Below are 19,636 nucleotides of genomic sequence, written 5' to 3'. Positions count from 1 at the left end.
AGCTGTTGGATAAAGTGGATAAAAGCTATGACAAGCCTGTTTTGCCGCCGCTAAATAGCCAAACTCCCGCAATTACCCCGCACCGTGCTTCTAGAGCCCCCCTGGGCTGGGCCGTGATAAAGGGGGCTTGCGCTTGACAGTGAGCCGGATAAAGTTGTATCTTAGGTAACGTCACCAACTTTCAAACGCCATGCCTGCCACCAGCCCCACCCCGTTTGCCTTGGTTCGTACCTTCGTTTTTCGCCGTTACCTCACGCTGCGCAGTATCGCCGCACCCATCCCGGACCGTGCCGCCGAAGCGGCTCGCAAAGCCCGTAAGCGCCTCAAGAAACAGGCGAAGCATGAGCGGCTACGCAACTTCTTCGGCTGGTGCGAAGGCTGTGCGGCCTACGGGTCGATATTTTAGGGGCGGAATTAGTTTCTAATATACCTGATGAGGCTTGTCCTCACCCAAAACTCAAAAGTGCTGACCCTCCGGTTAGCGCTTTTTTTTATTCACAGAAGGTAGCTTGCGGGCAGGCATGTTTTTAAGAGTTTTGGCGAGGTGTCGCAATGGACGTAAACGCGTTTTGAAGACGTCTGCCTGTTTCAACAAGATCGCCAGTTAGCTGCTGAAAACTAATTGTTCCTACTTCTCCTGAAATGGATATCCCTCAATATGACGGTAATCTGTTACGGGTGGTTGTATTTCGGTTGATTCTACCATGTTATCGTAGTAATTGGCCCCCGTTGCGGTAATCTCCATCGTTGCGGAGTTGCTGTTTACCAGCTTCATGTGGGCCCCGCTCTCGGCTAATATATTCCTCATATTAATTAGTAGATTCTGTTCCTTTAGCTTGGCACTGCGCACAAGTGTTAACTTGTTTTTCGTAGATTCTCTTTCAAAATCACTCCATCTAATTTCTTTCCTCAAATGTTCGCCCAAGGCGTTCAGCATAATAGTAAGCTGGTTTTTAATCTCCGTCTCGTCATCTTCAATGTGACCATTCACATGCGCTACCAGATAGCCTTTATCCGTTTCAGTGTGGCATTCAATCATTACTTCCACGCAGTTAACTAACCCACTTGTCCCCACGAATTGGTAACGGCCATCATTAATGACGATAATAGCTCTGTCAATTGGTGCAAACAGTGTGCGTACGTCAGGATATTCCGTAGTTCTCTTATCTAATTTTATTTCCTCCGTATTGGCTTCGCCTTGCTCGTTTCTTATTTCCTGCTCCGTTTTTACTCGTTCCACGGTAGCTACTTCGAAGCTGTTGTTAGCGTCGTAAACAGTATTCTCGCCAGCCATCCTGTTTATGTCACCCATTCTCAAACTGCCTTTCAGCTCCATGACTTTATCAAATACTTCTTTATTATCCTTGCTGAATAACTCAGGTTTGTTGTATTGTTTTCCGTTATATAAAATAACGCGTTGTAAGGGTTGTGCGCTTCCTAGTGGAGTGCTTTTCAATTGGTGAGCTGGCTCTGCCTGCTGTTCTTTTGGCAGTATGGAAGGAGCTTGGGTTGCCGCTTTGGCGCCCATCACATCGGCTTCCTGCTCCAGCCCCGCGTCATCATTGACTGGCACCCCGGCCTTGAGCTGCATAGTGGGCTGCACGCGGCCCTGCTTCTGCTGCACTACGTGCCAGGCCTCATGGGGCAAGTGCTGCTCCTGGCCCGGCGCCACGTGAATGTCGGTGCCCTGGGCGTAGGCGTGGGCCTGCAGTTGGGCGGGCTTGCTGGAGTTGTAATGCACCCGTACGTCGTCCAGGGAGTGGCCCGAGAGGTTTTCTACTCCGCTTTTGAGCTGGTCGGGTAGGCCCGTCCGGTTTTCCTGGCGCTGCACCGGTGACTCAGTCAGGCTTCCGGTATCGGCCCGGGCTTGGAGTTGGGCCGCGTATTGTACTTGCGGACTGTTATCGGCTTGGGCCTGCAGGCGGCGCTGGGCTACGGCCGCCGGGCGGTTGTCCACGAAGCCTGGCGCCGTACCAGAGGCCTTTAGCGGCTGAGAAGCCGCGTTTACGCTTTTCGGTTCTTTGGTTTTGGCAGAGCGGCTAGCCATACATTCACACTTAAGCAGATAAGATAAAACGGGATAGCCGAGCCGGCTGCTTTTTGGCAAGTAAGCTAGAGAAAAGTACCGGCTCAGGCATTCTACTCGAAAGATAAAGTCCTTCAGGTCAGCTTGGTTGTCAGGGCTGCCAAGCCTAGCTTCAGCGCCGCGCGGGTTGCACAAACAGCAGCGTTGAGCGGTAGGGCTTCTGGGGGGTATACTTGTCGTTGATGACAAAATAGCCCCGCTTGTAGGCCGCAATTCCTTCCCAGTTATAGGTCATATACTCGGCCGGAAACTCGGCCAGGGGCTGCCAGTGGTAGGTGTTGCCACGGTAGCGTAGCTCGATAAGCCGGCAGTAGCTGCGGTAAGCGTCGCCAGGCTTGACGAGGGCGGTATTTGGGTCGGTTTGGGCGGGGCGGTAGGCTTGGTCGTCGTCGCCCCGGAAGAAGTAGTTGAGGGCCGTAAAACGGTTTTTTCGGGTTGCCGTGACGTCCGTAATGCGGAAGGGCAGGGGCTGAATCCCAACCGGCTTGCCCGGACTGATAGAGCCGGCGCGCAGCTTGTCAAAAGGATAAGCAAAATTGCCGGCCGGAAAGGAGTTGTATTCGAAAAGAGCGGTAAGGCTGCGCTTGTTCTGCAACAGGGCCTCAAAGCCGGCGTTGTAAATGCGGCTGCCATCAGCAGCGGTAGGCTTGGCAAGGCTCACCAGAAAGTCGGGGTTCATCACCACGGCCGAGTCTTGCAGCTGGCCTTGCAGCAGGTAGCAGTTGGGCGAGGCCGTGGCCGTTTCCACCGCGAAATACACCATCGAGTCGTCCACCAGCATGGCCTCCAGTCCTTCGTATACCTGTCCGGCGGCCGTAATCTTGTCCTTGAGCAACTCCAGACCGGCCAGGTGGTACTTGCGGTAGGGCAGTACATAGGCCGTATCCGTCAGCTTGCGGTCCAGGTCGGGCAAGCTGATGGTATAGAGCTTGCCCTCCGGCTTGTCCGGGTCTAGCAGGCGGCTTTCCGACAGCAGAAACAGCCTTTTCTGACTGACAAACAGGCCCGAAAACTGATTGTCGGGACTGGCTAATTCCCGGGGCAGAGTCAGGGGCTGCACCCGCAGCTGGGCCGGCTGCTGAGCCTGACTATTCAAGGCCAGCAACGTGAGCAAGGCAGCCGCAATGCTCGATTTCAGCCCACGGCGGTACGAATGGAAAGAAGGCAAAACGGCTAAATAATAGTTGTCGTAATAATGGTGCTTGCCATCGTCATGTAGTAGTTGGCGCAGTGAATGGCCGTCAGCACCAAAGCCTCTTTGGCGGCGTAGGTATCGAACTGCTCGGAGCTGACCACCGCGTAGTCGTGGTTGGCTTTGTTCCACTTGAAATCGGGCTGTATCGTCAGCAGCTCCTGACCTTCCTTATCAAGCAGCACGTAGCCACCTTGCAGGCCCCGGTTTTTGAGCACAACGGCGCGGTTTGTGCCACCCAGCCGGGACTTGAGCACGATGTTGCCGTCCCAGTTCATCTTGAAGCTGAGGTGCACGGTTTGCGCCTCATCCTTTACCTCGATGGTAGTGCCCCAGAATCCTCTGGGCTCGATGCGGAACGAGGTGCCATCGGTCAGGGCCAGGATGGCCTTGAAGGAAAACCACTCGGTGTATTTTAGCTCGCCCAGCACAGCAGCCCCGGCCAGCAGGGTGAACGTGCGCTTGTCAGTGGATTTTATTAAGTAGTCGGCCATTGGTTGAGAGGAATGACAGGGAACGCCGTCGGCGGCAGCCGGCAGCCGTATGCAAGAGCAGCGTGGCAACAGTGCCGCGCTATTTGCCCTTGGGCGCGGCGGGCAGCAGCTGAAAGGAAGTGGCCTTAAACCGGTTATCAACGATTTCGCCCTGCACCTGCGCCTGCCGGATGGTCTGGCAAAAGCCGTCCTTGGCGTGGGCATCGCCGTGGGAATCGATGGTGGTGCCGTCCACGAAATAGGCTTTACCATCGAGGCGGATAGCCAAGTCACAGCTTTTGCCCGGCAGCCCGAGCCGGCATTGTCCGCAGGCGGCCTCCACTACGCGTACTTCCCGGGTTTTGTCGGGCCCGGCCGGAGCCGCCGCTACTGCAGGGGCCGACTGGGCACGCGCCGCCACCGCCGAGAAGCCGAGCAGCAGCAGCAGAAATAGCAATGGTTTCATAAGCCAGGAAGTAAGAAGTAAGACCCAGGCAGCAATATAGCGAAGGCGCGGCCCAGCGTAAAAAGAAAACTGCCGGCCTCTGGTAAGGGCCGGCAGTTTGGGGTAAACAGAAGAAGCCGCTCGGTTACGGGAACTTCGGGAATTTCGAAAAGTCGGGCTTGCGCTTCTCAATAAAGGCGTTTTTGCCTTCCTTGGCTTCCTCCGACAGGTAGTAGAGCAGCGTGGCGTTGCCGGCCAGCTCCTGAATTCCGGCCTGCCCGTCGAGCTCGGCGTTGAACGAGGATTTGAGCATGCGCAAGGCCAGGGGGCTTTTTTCCAGAATTTTCTTGCACCAGGCCACAGTGGTTTCCTCCAGCTGCTCCAGCGGCACCACCTTGTTTACTAGGCCCATATCCAGGGCTTCCTGGGCGTTGTACTGGTCGCAGAGAAACCAGATTTCACGGGCTTTCTTCTGACCAACCACGCGGGCCAGGTAGGAAGCGCCAAAGCCGCCGTCGAACGAACCCACGTTCGGACCGGTCTGGCCGAAGCGGGCATTTTCAGCGGCAATGCTCAGGTCGCAGACCACATGCAGCACGTGCCCGCCGCCGATGGCCCAGCCGGCTACCATGGCTACCACGGGCTTGGGAATTGAGCGGATCATTTTTTGCAGATCCAGCACATTCAGGCGTGGTACGGTGTCTTCGCCCACGTAGCCGCCGTGGCCCCGTACGCTCTGGTCGCCGCCCGAGCAGAAGGCCTTGCCGCCCTCGCCGGTCAGAACCACCACGCCGATGTCGGTGCGGTTGCGGCAGATGTCCATGGCCTCAATCATTTCCTGCACCGTGAGCGGGGTGAAGGCATTGTGGACCTGCGGACGGTTGATGCTGATTTTGGCGATGCCCTCGTGGAAGGTGAAGAGGATTTCGCGGAACTCCTTAATCGGGGTCCAGGTGATTTGTTCGGCCATAGTTGGTCAGGTTTTCTTCAGCGTCTTCAGCGTTTTCTTCTGCGCCTTCTGCGGGCTAAATCGTTGAACGATGGTTCCCGCCGAGGACGCAGAAGAAAACGCTGAAGACGCCGAGTTGTTCAGGAGAAGGAAGTGCGGACTGCTTTGCGGTATTCTTCGAAGAAAGCGGCGTTGGTGGCGCTGTCGGTGGTGATTTCCAGCAGGGCCGCGCCGCTTACCGGTGCAAAGAAAGCGGATAGCGCCAACTTCAGCTCGGCGAAGGTGCTGGCCGTGAAGTAGCGCAGGCCAAAGTCGCGGCAGGTGTTTTCGGCCGTCAGGGGTTGGTGAGTTTCGAAGAACTCCTCCAACTCGGGCTGCTGCCGCGGCCCGTCGATAAGGCGGAAAATGCCCCCGGCGTGGTTGTTAAACAAAATTACCCGCAGGTTGGGCGTGGGGTAATTTTGCCAGAAGGCGTTGCGGTCGTAGAAAAAGGCCACGTCGCCGGTCATCAACACCACGGGTCGCTCGGGCTGGGCCAGGGCCGCGCCCACGGCCGTGCTGGTGCAGCCGTCGATGCCGCTGGTGCCGCGGTTGGCAAATACCTCCACGCTGCGGTTTTCCGGAATTCCCAGAATGTTGGCGTAGCGCACGGCCATGCTGTTGGCCAGGTGCAGGGCCGTACCGTCGGTGAGGTGGCGCAGGGCCTGGTGAAAGGCGGTGAATTCGTTGAAGGGCTGGTCGGGCTGGGCCAGGAACCCGGCCAGAAACTCCTTGGCCCAGCTTTCGGCCTTGTACCAGGGCGTGAGGTAGGCTGTTTTGGCCGCCGCGTCTTTTTCCGTCAAAGCCCAGCCACTCGTCGGCCACGTCAGGCGGGGCGGATTCGCGACGGGAATCGAACCCATATCAGGATTTCCAGAGGCTTGTATCTTATCCGTCCCACTAGCTTCTTTGGCCGCGGCGGTGTCTTCGGCCGAGGTCAGGCCGCCGAACAGGGAGTAGTCGGTAGCAACCAGCAGCTCGAAGAACGTGGTCGGCTCCAGCCGGATGACGTGGGTCAGGGACTTGAACGTGTCGGCCACGGGGCCGGCGGCCTGCACGTGCCAGTGCTGGGCCGGCTGAGACTCGCGCAGGTAGAGCTTCAGGGCCTTGGAAATCAATGACTGCCCGAAGGTAATCAGTAGGTCGGGCCGCAGGGCTTCCTTCAGGCCCCGCTCGGGCACGGCCATAAACACGTCTTGCTTGCTCAGCGGGGCCGTGCGCAAGTCGTAGTTGGCCCCCACGGGCTGGTGCAGGTTGGAAATAACGTCGCCCACGACTGGAATCTGGTAGGCGGCTGTGAACTGGCGCAAGGCCAGCAACAGGGCATCGGTGTGGTGGTGCTGCCCGGCCACGACCAGCACCCGGGGCGTTTGGCGCAGGGCATGGCGCAAGGCCACCAGCTCGGGGCCCGGCAGCATCGGCAGGCTGGCCGTTTCCTGAATCACCCGCACCGTTTCGAACGTCAGTTCCTCGCCGGCTTTGGGGTAAAACGGCTCCCGCAGCGGCACGTTTACCTGCACCGGTCCGGCCGGAAACTCCTGAGCCAGGTTGATGGCCTCCGACACAATCCGGGCCGAGTGCCACTTAGCGTCGGCGTGCGAGGTATCGGCCGGAAACGTGAACGTGCCCTTGGCGTGCGCCCCGTAGAGGTCGGTTTGCCGGATGGTTTGCCCGTCGAGCTGGTCTATCCATTCCGGTGGCCGGTCGGCGGTAAATACCACCAGCGGAATCTGCTGGAAATAGGCTTCGGCCACGGCCGGGGCGTAGTTCAGCCCCGCCGTGCCCGAGGTGCAAACCAGGGCCACCGCCCGCCGCTGACTTTGCGCCAGTCCCAGCCCGATAAAGGCCGCGGCCCGCTCATCAGGCACGGTGCGCACCTTGATGCGGGGGTGGCGGGCAAAGGAAATCGTCAGGGGTGCGCACCGGGAGCCCGGCGACAACACTACGTCGGTAATGCCCATCTGCGCGCAGATTTCCGCAATGTTATAAACAGCCTGCATAGGTGAATTAGTGAAATAGTGAGATGGTGAACTGGTGAACTGGTGAGTTGTCGTTGCGGCGGCGCGGTTCTGCGCGGATTGAACATAAAACTCACCAATTCACTAGTTCACCATCTCACCGCAAGATGGCCCCAATCGTGCTTAGTTTCATTTCGGTTTCCTGCCATTCGCGCTCGGGGTCGGAGTCGGCGGTGAGGCCGGTGCCTGCGTACAGAACCGCTTCGGCGGGGTGAAGTTGCAGGCAGCGCAAGTTTACGAATAGCCGCGAAACACCGGCCTGGGGCACGTTTACCGGGCCCAGAAAGCCGCTGTAGTAGGCTCGGTCGTAGCCTTCGTGGGCCTGCAGAAAGTCCAGGGCTGCCTGCTTGGGCATACCGCCCACAGCCGAAGTCGGGTGGAGCAGGCGCAGCATGTCAGTGCCCAACGTGGGGAAGGGCACCTGGCGCAGGTTCACGGCAAAGTCGGTGCGCAGGTGCAGCAGCTGGCCCGCTACCACCGTGCGCGGACCGGTTTCCTCGTATTCGCGCAGGCGCAGTTGCTTGAAGCAGCTCACGATGTAGCGTGCCACCAGGGCCTGCTCCTCAATTTCCTTTTGTCGCCAGATGGCGTGCTGGGGCAGCGCACCCGGAGCCAACGCTTGGGTGCCGGCTAGCGCCATGGTCCGGAACACGCCCTGCTCATCCACTTCCACCAGCACTTCCGGCGAAGCGCCCAGCCAGGTGCCCGCGCCCGGTGCACTCACCAACGACACAAACGCCCGCGGGTAACGGGAGCACAGCTCCCGAAAGGCCCGCAGCGCGTCGAAGCCCGCCGGTAGGGGCCGCCGCGCCGCCCGCGACGACACCACTTTCACCACCTGCCCGCTTTTAATAGCCTGCACGCCGGTTTCGACGAGTTGATAATACTCGGCTTGACTAGCTGTGTGCGGCACGGGCTGGGTGCTGAGGTGCCAGGGCAGGGGTGTGGGGTCGGGGGCGTGCTCGGTGGCCAGAAAGGCCAGCAGCTGACTGGCTCGGCTGTCGGTGGAGTCGAGCTGAAGCTGGGCGGGTGTTTCGGCGTGCCAGTAGATGTCGGCCGGCAGAAACAAAGCCGGATTGTGGTCGGAGTCGCGGAAGGGGAAAAACGCGAAGCCCGCCGGGGCTTCGGGTGAGAGGGCCGGGGGCAAACCCGTTAGGGCCGCGTCGGCCGACAAGCTCAAGCACAACTGCACGTGCTCGGTGCCGGGCAGGCGCCAGGCCGCCACTGGCAGCTGTTGTTGCAGGGCAAAAGTGAGCAACTGCTGAAGCTGCTCCGGCGGGGTGGGCACCCGGCCTGGCCAGGTTACCGTCCGCGGCTGCGGCTGGCTCATGCCTTGGGCTCGGCGCTGGCCGGCAGGTCGATGACGGCCATGGTGATGCGGCTCACGCAGACCAGCACGCCGGTTTCCTCGTGGGTAATGCGGATCTCCCAGACCTGGGTGCTGCGGCCTACGTGCAAAGCAGTGGCCCGGCCTACCACCCAGCCCGAGTGCACCCCTTTGAGATGATTCGCGTTGATTTCCAGCCCTACGCAGGCTTTTTTGCGTACATCTACCTGCAGGGCCGCGCCGATGCTGCCCAGCGTTTCGGCCAACGCTACCGAGGCCCCGCCGTGCAGCAACCCCATGGGCTGGTGAGTGCGGCGGTCCACCGGCATGCGGCCGACCAGCAGCCGGTCGCCGACTTCAGTGATTTCAATACCAAGGTGTTCGCCCAGCGTATTGCGGCACCAAGCGTTGAGCTGGGCCAGGTCGGCGGTAGGATGTGCCATGCGGTAAGTGCGGAATTAAACGGATTCAGGGCCCAAAAGCAGTACTTTCGGGGCCAAACAACAAAGCTAGCGGGAAAGTGAGCGTCAAAAAAATATACCTCATCCGGCACGGACAGACCGACTTTAACGTGGCCGGCATCGTGCAGGGTTCGGGCGTCGATTCGGACCTGAACGCGGCCGGACGCCAGCAGGCGGCCCGCTTTTTTGCGGCCTACCAGCACCTGCCCTTCGATAAGGTGTATACTTCTACGCTGAAGCGCACTCACCAGTCGGTGCAGGGCTTTCTGGATCTGGGTTTGCCCCACGAACAACACAGCGGCCTGAACGAGATTAGCTGGGGCGTGCGTGAGGGAATGCGCATCACACCCGAGGAAGACGAGGAATACAACGGAGTGCTGCAGCAGTGGCGGCGGGGCGAATCGCACGCCCGCCTACTCGGGGGCGAAAGTCCGGACGAAGTGGCGGCCCGGCAGCGGCCCTTTATTGAGCTCCTACGCAACCGGCCCGAGGAAGAAACCGTGCTGGTATGCATGCACGGCCGGGCCATGCGGGTGCTGCTCTGCCAACTGCTCAACTACCCGCTCAGCGCCATGGACAGCTTCGAACACCGCAACCTGTGCCTATATAAGGTGCACTACACCGGCAGCATGTTTTCGGTGAACAGCTTTCTGGACGTAGCCCATCTGCAGGATTGCCCCAGCTGAGGTAGTATGGCATAGGAAAGCCAGGTTGCAGACTCACTAAGCTGGCGGAAGTCGTTGGGTTAAAAGCTTCTAAAGCAGATCGCCGCCCGGTTGACCAGCAAATAGCAATATGCCAATACTACCGTAGCTGCTGAGAAGGCGAAAATTCGCTGTTGCGCCTATCCAGCCGAACGCTACGTTATTGTTTGCACCCGAAGATTTTCGGGCTAATTTTGACCCTACACAACACACTCGAAGACGCAGATGGCCGAAATCATAAAAATGCCCAAAATGAGCGACACTATGACCGAAGGGGTCATTGCGGCGTGGCTCAAAAAGGTGGGTGATAAAGTCAAATCCGGGGATATCCTGGCCGAAGTAGAAACCGACAAGGCCACGATGGAGCTGGAGAACTACGAAGACGGTACCCTGCTCTATATCGGCCCCAAAGAAACCGAATCGGTACCCGTGGATGGCGTGTTGGCCATTGTAGGCAAAGAGGGTGAGGATATTTCCGCGCTGCTAAGCCAGATTCAGGGTGGCGCTCCGGCTCCCGCGGCGGCAGAAGCACCCGCAACAGCTCCTGCTCCGGTTGCAGAGGCTCCGGCAGCACCCGCCGCTGCTCCGGCTCCGGCTCCAGTAGCTGCTGCCCCGGCCGCTGCTCCCGCCGGCAATGGCAAAAAAGCTACTGTCATCCGGATGCCCAAGATGAGCGACACGATGACGGAAGGCACTATTGCCTCCTGGCAGAAAAAAGTAGGTGACAAAGTGAAGTCCGGCGACGTGCTGGCCGAAGTAGAAACCGACAAGGCCACGATGGAGCTGGAAAACTATGACGATGGTACCCTGCTCTATATTGGCCCCAAAGAAGGCGAAGCCGTAGCCGTGGATGGCATTCTGGCCATCATCGGGGAAGAAGGCGCCGACATTCAGGCCCTGCTCGGTGGTCAGTCGGGTGGTGCAGCTACGCCGGCCGAAACTGCCCCCCAGGATGCTGCTCCCGCCTCGGCCACCGCTCCGGCTGCCGCGGCAGCTCCCCAGGCTGCTACCACAGCTAGTGGCCGCTTGTTTGCCTCCCCGCTGGCCAAAAGCATTGCCCGCGAGAAAGGCATTGACCTGAACACCATCAAAGGCTCGGGCGAAAACGGCCGTATCGTATCGCGCGACCTGGAAAGCGCCCAGCCCAGCGCCACTGCCGCTACGCAGCCTGCTGCTGCCCCGGCTGCCGCTCCCCAAGCCGCTCCAACCCCCGCTGCCGCACCTCAGGCCGCGGCTCCGGCTCCGGCTGCCGCCCCGGCCGCTCAGCCCGCCGAAGGTACCTACACCGACACGCCCGTGTCGCAGATGCGCAAGGTTATTGCCCGTCGCCTCTCGGAAAGCCTCTTCACGGCCCCGCATTTCTATCTGACGATGGAAATCCTGATGGACCGAGCCATGGAAGTGCGTACCCAGCTCAACACCCTGTCGCCAGTGAAGCTCAGCTTCAACGACTTGGTTATCAAGGCTGCCGCTGTAGCCCTGAAGCAGCACCCGGCCGTCAACTCCTCTTGGCTCGGCGACAAAATCCGCCAGAACAAGGTGGTTAACATCGGCGTGGCCGTAGCCGTGGACGAAGGTTTGCTGGTGCCCGTCGTGCGCAACGCCGACGGCAAAGGCCTGGCCGCTATTGCTACCGAAGTGAAAGAGCTGGCCGGCAAAGCCAAGAGCAAGAAGCTGCAGCCCGCCGAGTGGGAGGGCAGCACCTTTACCATCTCCAACCTGGGCATGTTCGGCATCGACGAGTTCACCGCCATTATCAACCCCCCGGATGCCTGCATCCTGGCTGTGGGTGGCATCAAGCAGACGGCCGTGGTAAAAGACGGCGCCCTGGCCATCGGCAACATCATGAAGGTAACGCTTTCGTGCGACCACCGCGTGGTAGACGGCGCTACCGGCGCGGCCTTCCTGCAAACGCTGAAAGCCCTGCTGGAAGACCCGATGAAGATGCTGATCTGATAAAGGCCATTAGCCCAAGGATACAAAAAAACCAGCCTGTGCGGGCTGGTTTTTTTGTATCCTTGGGCTAATGGCTAGGCTAACAAACAAGGAGACTAAAGGAGCCAAACCTTGTAGGTTTGGCTCCTTTAGATCGGAATAAAAAAGCTGTTAGGAACCTGTCGGGGGTTACTGCAGCAGCAGCTTTTGGCTAACCGTAGTTTGTCCGGTACGCATTCTCACAATATACAGCCCGGGAGCGTGGCCGGTTAAATTCACCCGGTAGGTATGCTCACCCAGGAAGGAAAGGTCAATCTTTTCTACTTGCTTGCCTAAGCCATCATAGATAGTCAGCGTGCCGCCTACATAACTCTTGGCAGTGATGGAGAACTCACCCTGGGTCGGGTTAGGATAGATAGCCAGTCCAGTTAATGCTTGCTGTAGCGGGGCGGCAGCCAGGATTCGGTAAGCGTCCGGGTTGTAAGGGCATTGATTCGGCCCGTTGCTTTCTACCAGCGCTTGCCCTCCTTGCTTCCACCCTTGCAGCGGAGTCGTAGCAACGAAGTTGGTGCCAGCCCGCACGGAGAATCCTTCTCCCAGGCTTATACCGGTGTTGGATAGCAAGTATGACGTGCCATTGCCGGGGTGGTCGAACGTGGCGGAACTGCCCGCGGGGTTTGTGCCGGGAAAAAGAATATCCTTCGCCGCTGAGACGACTAAAGGCGAACTGTAAGTACCCGCTGGGAGCGTGTAGTCTGACAAGAACTGCCCCGGAGCATTTTGAGCCAATCCTGACAATAGATTGCTAAAGGCAGGCTCGATGGGGTTACCAGTCCAGAATGGCGTGTTATTTACTCTGGGATTGTAAACTCCGGCACTGGGGCCTTGATCAGTAATGGCATAGTCTTGCACATAATAGATGGGAGCTTCATCCAATGTTGCATTCTTTCTTTGTAGGATGGCTTTAATCCGTACACTTACCTTGTAAGGAGAAGTGTAGTAGTTTGGCTTATAAGACAGCTCGGATAAAGCATAGTTAGAAGCCACAGTTATAGCCTGGTTGCGGAAATTTCCCAGGTCGATAAAAGGCGTTTGATACATCACCGTCGTGTCATTATCAACGTCGATTACGATTTCGCCCGACGCAATCTGCTGACGCATGTAGGGGTCTGCGTATACGTCCTCTCGTTTCTGCTCAACCACAATTGCTGCTTGGGCAGAAACCAGCTTAAGCCCGGCCGCTTCATTGTACGTGGCCACTAGATTGTTCGCCACTTGCAATGACGTGCGGTCATAGAATAGCTCAACGTAGTAATCTTCGTATGGAGCCGTGTCGTAGGTGTAGCGCCAAGTAGCGCTATTTACCCGCGGGGTGTTCTTAATACTGAAAAGGCCAAGGGCACAATTATAGTAAGTCTGGCTTTTTCCATCATTGAAGTGCTGGGCACCCGGCGTCTGGACCGTTATACTGTACAGCGGGTAAGTCGTCGTGATAGAGCCGGTCAGAATGATGGAGCCATTAGAAACAGTGGGCGTAAAGGGCGGGGCAACGGCCGGGGCTTTTTCCTCCGGCCATAGCAACCCCACTACGTTACCAATAATACCAAGTGCTGTACCCGTGGCGCCGAGCACGTTCAGTACTTTCTTAAATACGCTGGGGCTCGTTTTGTCCGCAGTTGCTATTGCCGCAATTTTAGACGCCGCATCACTGGCGCTCGGACTGACGGCCGCCGTGTTTTTTGCCGTCTTGGTGGCCTTGGCCGCAAACTTGTCAACAAACTTGGTGATGTCATCGACGACACCAAAAACCTTCTTGCTGTTGGCCAAGAACTTCCGCTCTGATGCTGTAGGACCGCTACCGGTTTTTTGGGTCTGAGAATCCTTGCCGGCAAAACTTATTCCGTCGTCCTGCGAAGTTTTAAAATTAAATTCTCCCTTCAGGTTTATGTTGTTAGTTACCACGCCCTGCACTTTGAACTGCAAGGCCGTACCGTAGTAAGCAGACGAACCAATGTTAGGATCAAAACCGATAGTAAAGTCGGCAACAATCCACCCTTCCTGGTCCGTCATCTTTGTCACATACGTCACAATTTCATCATTGGCGTCCGTAGCGGCAGTATACGCTTCGGGCGTAAGCAGTGTCTCCCTGGACATGGCCAATACACCCGGATTTCTAGAACCATTGGCACTGCTGTGCCCCATGGTCACGGTGGCCCCGGTAGTATAAGTGCCGCCCTGGTTGTTCAGGTAAAAAAAAGTTCGGAGCGTGCCGGTGTACTTGTTATAGAGAATAAAGTAAGGCATTGGGTTGGCCGTAACACCCCCAAAGTCCATCCGCAATAGCTCCCAGCCTTTGGCTTTGGTGTAATCTTGGTTTCGAGCAATCAGGGCTAAGATGCCGTTTCGTGGGCCTACCCACGGCGACTCAATAACCACCGCATCACTTCTGCCATCGTTTGGTCGTCGAATTGCCCATGTCTTGCAATAGTTAGGATCAGACCGGGGTATTTCCCAATTCCAGTTGGCAAACTGGTAAATCATATCCCTATAGGGAACTGAGGGGCATTGGCTCTGTGCAAAAACGCTTGGACTCCTGCCGGCTAACAAGCAGCAGAGCAACAGTAGTAGCTGTAACTTCTTCATGCTAAGATGGGCTTTTAAAGGAATGATATAGGAGCGACACCCTGGGCTGAAAAAGCCAGGTCCTGCTTCCTGTCAAATAGCTAACGACGCTGAACCGGCCGCCAATGGCGGGCAGCGAGGCACTGTTAGCGGCCCACCTTGGATGCTGATAAGGCCTTTTCCAGCTCGGCCGTGCGGGCTTGGAGCTGCTGGTTCTGCTTATTGAGCTCAATGACGTACAGGGTCAGCTCCTCCACGGACTGCAGCAGCTTTGCGTCCATTTCGCTTACATTGTATCCTTTGCGTTCTACCTCGGCGGCTGCCGGAATAGCTGGCAAGTGCTTATTTTGTAGTAGGTAGGCTTCCAAGTCCGCCAGAGGCATACGCCGGTAAGTTGGCGCAAATACATAGTCGGCCCAGGTGCTGGGGTTTGTGATGTAGAGCGACTGGGCCACGAGCTTGCCATCGACTGCCAAGCGGTAATCATTGTGCGGAGCAGCCGGCTGCCGCTGGCCAATCTGGATTTGGCCGTTCTGCAAAACCCGCATGTGTGAAACCCAACTGCCCCCGGCAGTACGCGAATAAAACGTGTGCGAAATGCCAGCGGGATTCGCCGCGTTAAAACCGGCAATGTAGCCGATGCTGCCAGCCCGTTCCGGGTTAGCCGAGGAGTTGTTAACCATCTCCACATAAGGACCTTCCCCGTTTGCTGGAGCCGCCGTAATATAAAACGGAGAGGTAGTCTGATTCCCAGTAAGGCTGTTGCCGTTTAGGGTAGGGGTTGTCTGGGCAGCAGCAGATTGCATGGCCACCGTGCTGACAAAAAGAATAGAAGCTAGCTTACGCAACATAGGAGGGTATATAAGAAATTAGGTGAAGGATGAAGTGCCCAAAAATTGGATCCAGGTAAAGCTGTTGAGTAAACGACCATCCTCCAAGGACAGAACAGCTCGAATCGGGACGGCGGAGCCAGTTATAATTGATTGTGAATATCATATATATAACATCATTCATTCTACCTCTGCTGCCACTTTATGCTTTCTGGGGAAGAGTATTTGTTGTGTAATTGCTTGAATCAAAGATAATTATAGTCAGCGTGCCATGTGTAGCGGAGAAAGCAGCTGAGCGGCGAAAAAGTGACGTCACCAGCCATGGAGCAGCAGTAAAGTACAGCGGTCGGCGGTGCTTCGTTTTGGCAGCCTCGCTTTCCAGGCTGGTATTAGGATGGCAGCCTGCTCGGAACCGTGGCGCAAAACAGATGGCGAGCTGCTGCTGGTATAAGACAGGGAATGAAACGGTGGCAGTGCAGTGCTTTCGGAACTCAAACAGGTCTTTGTCGTCCTGCATCAGCGGTACTTAGGGCTTATCCAAAGACGAGAATCAACCGCCGCTTCTGGTTTAAATTACTTTATTGCAATTAATCTATGTTCTGCGGGCATAGCCATTTCTCATCCTGCTTAACTCACCTCACCATCTACTCTGCTATGAAACAACTTGTCTTTATGTGCCTGCTCTGGCTGGCGAGTATGGCCGCCTGGGCCCAAAATCAGGAGCTAACCGGCCAAGTTCTGGACGAAAACGGCCGCCCGATTATTGGGGCTACTGTGGTGGAAAAGGGAACCAACAACGGCACCGCCACCGGCAACGATGGCCGGTTTTCGCTACGCGCCCGCACGGCCCAGCCCCGGCTGGCCATTTCCTCTATCGGCTACACGACGCAGGAAGTAACGCCGGGCCAAGGAGCCACGAGTGTGCGCCTGGCCGTGGCTACCACCAGCCTCAACGCCGTGCAGGTGGTCGGCTCGCGCAGCCAGAACCGCTCGGTAACGGATACTCCTTCGCCGGTCGACATCATCGACGTGCGGGAGGTGACGGCCAAAACCGGCCAGCTCGACGTGAACCAGCTGTTGCAGTTTGTGGCGCCTTCGTTTAACTCTAACCGTCAGACCGGGGCCGACGGGGCCGACCACGTAGACCCCGCCTCCCTGCGCGGCCTGGGTCCCGACCAAACCCTGGTGCTGGTAAATGGCAAGCGTTGGCACCAGTCGGCGCTGGTAAACCTGTTTGGCTCGCGCGGCCGCGGCAATACCGGCACCGACCTGAACACGATTCCAGCCGCCTCCATTGAGCGAATTGAGATTCTGCGCGACGGGGCCTCGGCCCAGTACGGCTCCGATGCCATTGCCGGCGTCATTAACATCGTACTCAAAACCAGCACCAAGGAGCTGACGGCCAACCTGAACTACGGCGCGTACGATGCCCGCTACCGCTTCGACGACCAGAAATTCGACGGCGGGAACTTCAATGCCAACCTCAACTACGGCGTGCCCATTGGGGAAGGCGGCTTCGTGAATGCCACTGTCGACTACAACCAGCGCCAGCACACCCAGCGGGCCAACGTGCCCAACACCGAAGGCATCCAGCGCCGGCAATACGGCGACCCCAAAGCCAGCAACACCTCGGCTTACCTGAACAGCAAGCTGCCGCTCAGTGAGCGTGTGTACGCCTACGTGTTTGGGGGCCTGAACTTGCGCAAGGGCGAGGCCTACGCCTATACCCGGTTTCCCTTTTCGGATAGCACCTACATTCAGGGCGACGATACTATCACGGTGAGCGTGCCCAACCCGCGCAGCAACATCCAGATTTACCCCAACGGCTTTGACCCCATCATTACCAGTACCCTCACCGATGGGCACGGCGTGGCCGGGCTACGCGGTACCTTCGGCGGCTGGGATGTGGACCTGAGCAACGGCTTCGGCTCCAACCGCTTTGAATACGGCGTAGAGAATACGCTCAACGCAACGCTGGGGGCCAAGTCGCCGACGAGCTTCGATGCCGGCGGGTTTCAACTACAGCAAAACGTGGTGAACCTGAGCCTGAGCCGCAATTATAAGGGTGTGTTGCAGGGCCTGAACCTGGCACTGGGCAGCGAGTACCGCCGCGAGTGGTACCAGATTTTTGCTGGGGAAGTGGGCGCCTATGAAAACTACAACCGAAACCTCGTTTTGCAGCCCGGGGAGCCGGAGCCAAACCGGCCGGCTGGCTCGCAGGGCTTTCCCGGCTTCCAGCCCCGCAACGAGGTGAAGGCCAGCCGCAGCAACATCGGCGTGTATGCCGATGCCGAACTGGACGTTACCAAGGCGCTGTTGCTGGCCGGCGCCGTGCGCTTTGAGAACTACTCCGATTTCGGCAGCACCGTTACCGGCAAGCTGGCCACGCGCGTGAAAGTGAGCGAAACCTTCTCGCTGCGGGCTACGGCCAGCACGGGCTTCCGGGCCCCATCGCTGGCGCAGATAAACTTCAACACGGTGTTTACCAACGTGGTGAAAGGCCAGGCTATCGACATTCTGCTCGACCGCAACGACGGCCCGGTATCGCGGGCGCTGGGTATCCCGGCCCTGAAGCAGGAACGCTCGCAGTCGGCCAGTGTGGGCTTTACCGGCCGGGCTGGCTCGCTGCTGAGCTTCACCGTGGACGGCTACTTTATCCGCATCAAAGACCGTATCGTGCTTACCGGCACCTTCGACGCGGAGGAAGATACCGTGGTACTGCGCCCGATTTTGCAGCCCCGCGGCGTAGGGCAGGCCCAGTTTTTCGCCAATGCCGTGTCGACCGACACCTGGGGCATCGACGTGGTGCTGGCCAATACGACGGGCGTAGGCGCCGGCCGCCTCACCACCACGCTGGCCGCCAACCTGAACCGACTGCTCGTAGTGGGAGCCGCCAAAACCACTCCGCTGCTGCAAGGCAAGGAGGATATATTCTTCGGTACGCGCGAGCAGGCATTTGTGAAGGCTTCGGCCCCTCCGTATAAAGTTAACCTGACCTTCGACTACAACATCGGCCGCTTCGGAGCCTTGCTACGCTTTGTGCAGTTTGGCGGCGTGCGGCTCTATGACTACGACGACCAGATCAACGACTACTACGCCCGCCTGACCACCGATCTGGCGCTGTCGTATGCGCTGACCAACAAGCTGCGCCTGTCGGTGGGCAGCTCCAATCTGTTTGACGTGTACCCCAAGTTCTTCAATCCGCAGCTCACGGAAAACGGTGGCGCCTGGGACGCAGTGCAGATGGGTTCGAACGGCCGGTTTTTGTTTGCTAAATTGCAGGCCCGTTTCTGATACGAGTTGTCAGTTGTTCGTTGCTAGTTGTCAGCTGATGCCTGGTTGCTAGCGTAGAATTGGGAGTCAGCCGTAGGTGCGTAGCGTGCCAGCGGCTGACTTCTTTGTTATCCACCACTCTGACAACTGACGACCACCAACCGACAACAACAATGAGAATCCGCTCCACTACCGTGCTCGGCATCCGCCACAACGGCGAAATTGCCCTCGGCGCCGACGGCCAGGCTACCATGGATAAGCACGTGGCCAAGAGCAACGTGCGCAAGGTGCGCAAGCTCCAGGACGGCAAAGTGGTAACCGGCTTTGCCGGCTCCACGGCCGATGCCTTCATGCTGCTCGACAAGTTCGAAGAAAAGCTCAACGGCTACGGCGGACAGCTGCGCCGGGCCGCCATTGAGCTGGCCAAGGAGTGGCGCAAAGACCAGTACCTGCGTAAGCTCGAAGCCATGATGGTAGTAGCCGACAAAGACGAACTGCTCATTATTGCCGGCACCGGCGACGTACTGGAGCCCGACTCCGACGTAGCCGCCATCGGCTCGGGGGCTATGTACGCCCAGGCCGCGGCCCTGGCCCTGAAGAAGCACGCCCCCCACCTCACGGCCCGCCAGATGGTGGAAGATGCCCTGCACATTGCCGCCGACATCTGCATCTACACCAACCACAACCTGATGATTGAGCAGCCCAGCTAAGGGGTGATCTTCATTAAGAGCTGCCAAACGCCTTGACCGTGTCGAAAAAGAAAAAGTTTGATTTTCAGGCCTTGGGCGAATCAGTACGGGCCGATACCCAGGCGTTTCTGGATTCGTACGGGACCCAGTACCCCGAGGACGGACCCATTGTGGCGTTTTGCCTGTACTTCGATTCGCAGGGCTCCATCAATAGCCTCGTGCTGCCCCACAAGGGACTGGCTCAGCAAATTGACGTGAATGACCCGGCGGCCTGGTACCAGTATGCCGACCACGTCGAGGCCCCGCAGTCGGAGCGCACCGAAGAGTTGCTGAGCGACTACGAAGAGGTGTTTTGGAACGAAGACGAGGACGACAACGAAGCGGTAATCCAGCAGTTCCACGAGACGATAACCGCCATCATGCCGCGCCTGTCATTCGACAAGCTGCCCCGCACCGACGACTTCGTTTTCTACGCCACTGGCATGGACGAGGACTACGACGCCTGGAATGTCACCATTCCTGCGGCCCTATTGAAAAAGCATTTCGACCAGTAAGCCGCCCTACACTGCCTTTTTTGTGAGCAACCCAGCCGC

Annotated in this window: 16 protein-coding genes; 6 read left to right on the top strand and 10 right to left on the bottom strand. The window is 58.0% G+C overall.

Annotation, left to right across the window (positions count from 1 at the left end):
- The first annotated feature begins 190 nt into the window (after positions 1-190).
- Entirely contained in the window at positions 191-406 is a 216-nt protein-coding gene (locus MUN80_RS22655) for a hypothetical protein (RefSeq protein WP_244716622.1), read from the top strand.
- Between the two features lie 222 nt (positions 407-628).
- On the opposite strand, the gene MUN80_RS22650 is transcribed toward MUN80_RS22655, so the two are convergent.
- From MUN80_RS22650 to MUN80_RS22615, 8 genes are all read right to left on the bottom strand, one after another.
- Positions 629-2,047: an eCIS core domain-containing protein gene (locus MUN80_RS22650; protein ID WP_244716620.1), complete on the bottom strand. Its 1,419-nt coding sequence runs from the start codon at positions 2,045-2,047 to the stop codon at positions 629-631.
- A 151-nt stretch (positions 2,048-2,198) separates the two neighbouring features.
- Positions 2,199-3,254, bottom strand: coding sequence for a hypothetical protein (locus tag MUN80_RS22645; RefSeq protein WP_244716618.1), 1,056 nt, complete (start codon positions 3,252-3,254; stop codon positions 2,199-2,201).
- 5 nt (positions 3,255-3,259) lie between these two features.
- The gene (locus MUN80_RS22640) at positions 3,260-3,772 is read right to left on the bottom strand and encodes a hypothetical protein (RefSeq protein WP_244716616.1); all 513 of its coding nucleotides are present in this window, start codon (positions 3,770-3,772) and stop codon (positions 3,260-3,262) included.
- 79 nt (positions 3,773-3,851) lie between these two features.
- Complete coding sequence (locus tag MUN80_RS22635; RefSeq protein ID WP_244716614.1) at positions 3,852-4,217, bottom strand: DUF6370 family protein; 366 nt, start codon at positions 4,215-4,217, stop codon at positions 3,852-3,854.
- Between the two features lie 124 nt (positions 4,218-4,341).
- Positions 4,342-5,166, bottom strand: a complete 825-nt coding sequence (gene menB, locus MUN80_RS22630) for a 1,4-dihydroxy-2-naphthoyl-CoA synthase (RefSeq protein WP_244716612.1) — start codon at positions 5,164-5,166, stop codon at positions 4,342-4,344.
- Positions 5,167-5,285: 119 nt separating this feature from the next.
- Positions 5,286-7,184 carry a 2-succinyl-5-enolpyruvyl-6-hydroxy-3-cyclohexene-1-carboxylic-acid synthase gene (gene menD, locus MUN80_RS22625; RefSeq protein ID WP_244716610.1) on the bottom strand — a complete coding sequence of 633 codons (1,899 nt, stop codon included), beginning with the start codon at positions 7,182-7,184 and terminating at the stop codon, positions 5,286-5,288.
- Positions 7,185-7,299: 115 nt separating this feature from the next.
- Positions 7,300-8,532 (bottom strand): chorismate-binding protein, encoded by a 1,233-nt coding sequence (locus MUN80_RS22620; protein WP_244716608.1) that lies wholly within the window; start codon positions 8,530-8,532, stop codon positions 7,300-7,302.
- Entirely contained in the window at positions 8,529-8,972 is a 444-nt protein-coding gene (locus tag MUN80_RS22615; protein ID WP_244716606.1) for a hotdog fold thioesterase, read from the bottom strand. The genes MUN80_RS22620 and MUN80_RS22615 overlap by 4 nt, the downstream gene beginning before the upstream one ends.
- A gap of 77 nt (positions 8,973-9,049) precedes the next feature.
- On the opposite strand from MUN80_RS22615, the gene MUN80_RS22610 reads away from it, so the two are divergent.
- Positions 9,050-9,676, top strand: a complete 627-nt coding sequence (locus tag MUN80_RS22610; protein ID WP_244716604.1) for a histidine phosphatase family protein — start codon at positions 9,050-9,052, stop codon at positions 9,674-9,676.
- A gap of 243 nt (positions 9,677-9,919) precedes the next feature.
- Positions 9,920-11,650 (top strand): pyruvate dehydrogenase complex dihydrolipoamide acetyltransferase, encoded by a 1,731-nt coding sequence (locus tag MUN80_RS22605; RefSeq protein ID WP_244716602.1) that lies wholly within the window; start codon positions 9,920-9,922, stop codon positions 11,648-11,650.
- 168 nt (positions 11,651-11,818) lie between these two features.
- On the opposite strand, the gene MUN80_RS22600 is transcribed toward MUN80_RS22605, so the two are convergent.
- Together MUN80_RS22600 and MUN80_RS22595 are read right to left on the bottom strand one after the other, a co-directional pair.
- Positions 11,819-14,170, bottom strand: a complete 2,352-nt coding sequence (locus MUN80_RS22600; protein ID WP_244716600.1) for a T9SS type A sorting domain-containing protein — start codon at positions 14,168-14,170, stop codon at positions 11,819-11,821.
- A gap of 227 nt (positions 14,171-14,397) precedes the next feature.
- Positions 14,398-15,057 carry a hypothetical protein gene (locus tag MUN80_RS22595; RefSeq protein WP_244716598.1) on the bottom strand — a complete coding sequence of 220 codons (660 nt, stop codon included), beginning with the start codon at positions 15,055-15,057 and terminating at the stop codon, positions 14,398-14,400.
- 678 nt (positions 15,058-15,735) lie between these two features.
- Between MUN80_RS22595 and MUN80_RS22590 the strand changes: the two genes are divergently transcribed.
- The 3 genes from MUN80_RS22590 to MUN80_RS22580 all read left to right on the top strand — a co-directional run bounded on the left by MUN80_RS22590 (position 15,736) and on the right by MUN80_RS22580 (position 19,597).
- Positions 15,736-18,375 carry a TonB-dependent receptor gene (locus MUN80_RS22590; RefSeq protein ID WP_244716596.1) on the top strand — a complete coding sequence of 880 codons (2,640 nt, stop codon included), beginning with the start codon at positions 15,736-15,738 and terminating at the stop codon, positions 18,373-18,375.
- Positions 18,376-18,527: 152 nt separating this feature from the next.
- Positions 18,528-19,064 carry an ATP-dependent protease subunit HslV gene (hslV, locus tag MUN80_RS22585; RefSeq protein ID WP_100336811.1) on the top strand — a complete coding sequence of 179 codons (537 nt, stop codon included), beginning with the start codon at positions 18,528-18,530 and terminating at the stop codon, positions 19,062-19,064.
- Positions 19,065-19,102: 38 nt separating this feature from the next.
- Positions 19,103-19,597 (top strand): hypothetical protein, encoded by a 495-nt coding sequence (locus tag MUN80_RS22580; RefSeq protein WP_244716594.1) that lies wholly within the window; start codon positions 19,103-19,105, stop codon positions 19,595-19,597.
- Positions 19,598-19,636 lie beyond the last annotated feature (39 nt).

The sequence above is a fragment of the Hymenobacter cellulosivorans genome (assembly GCF_022919135.1).
In the GTDB taxonomy this organism is placed as follows: domain Bacteria; phylum Bacteroidota; class Bacteroidia; order Cytophagales; family Hymenobacteraceae; genus Hymenobacter; species Hymenobacter cellulosivorans.
This window is presented reverse-complemented; position numbering and strand designations above follow the sequence as displayed.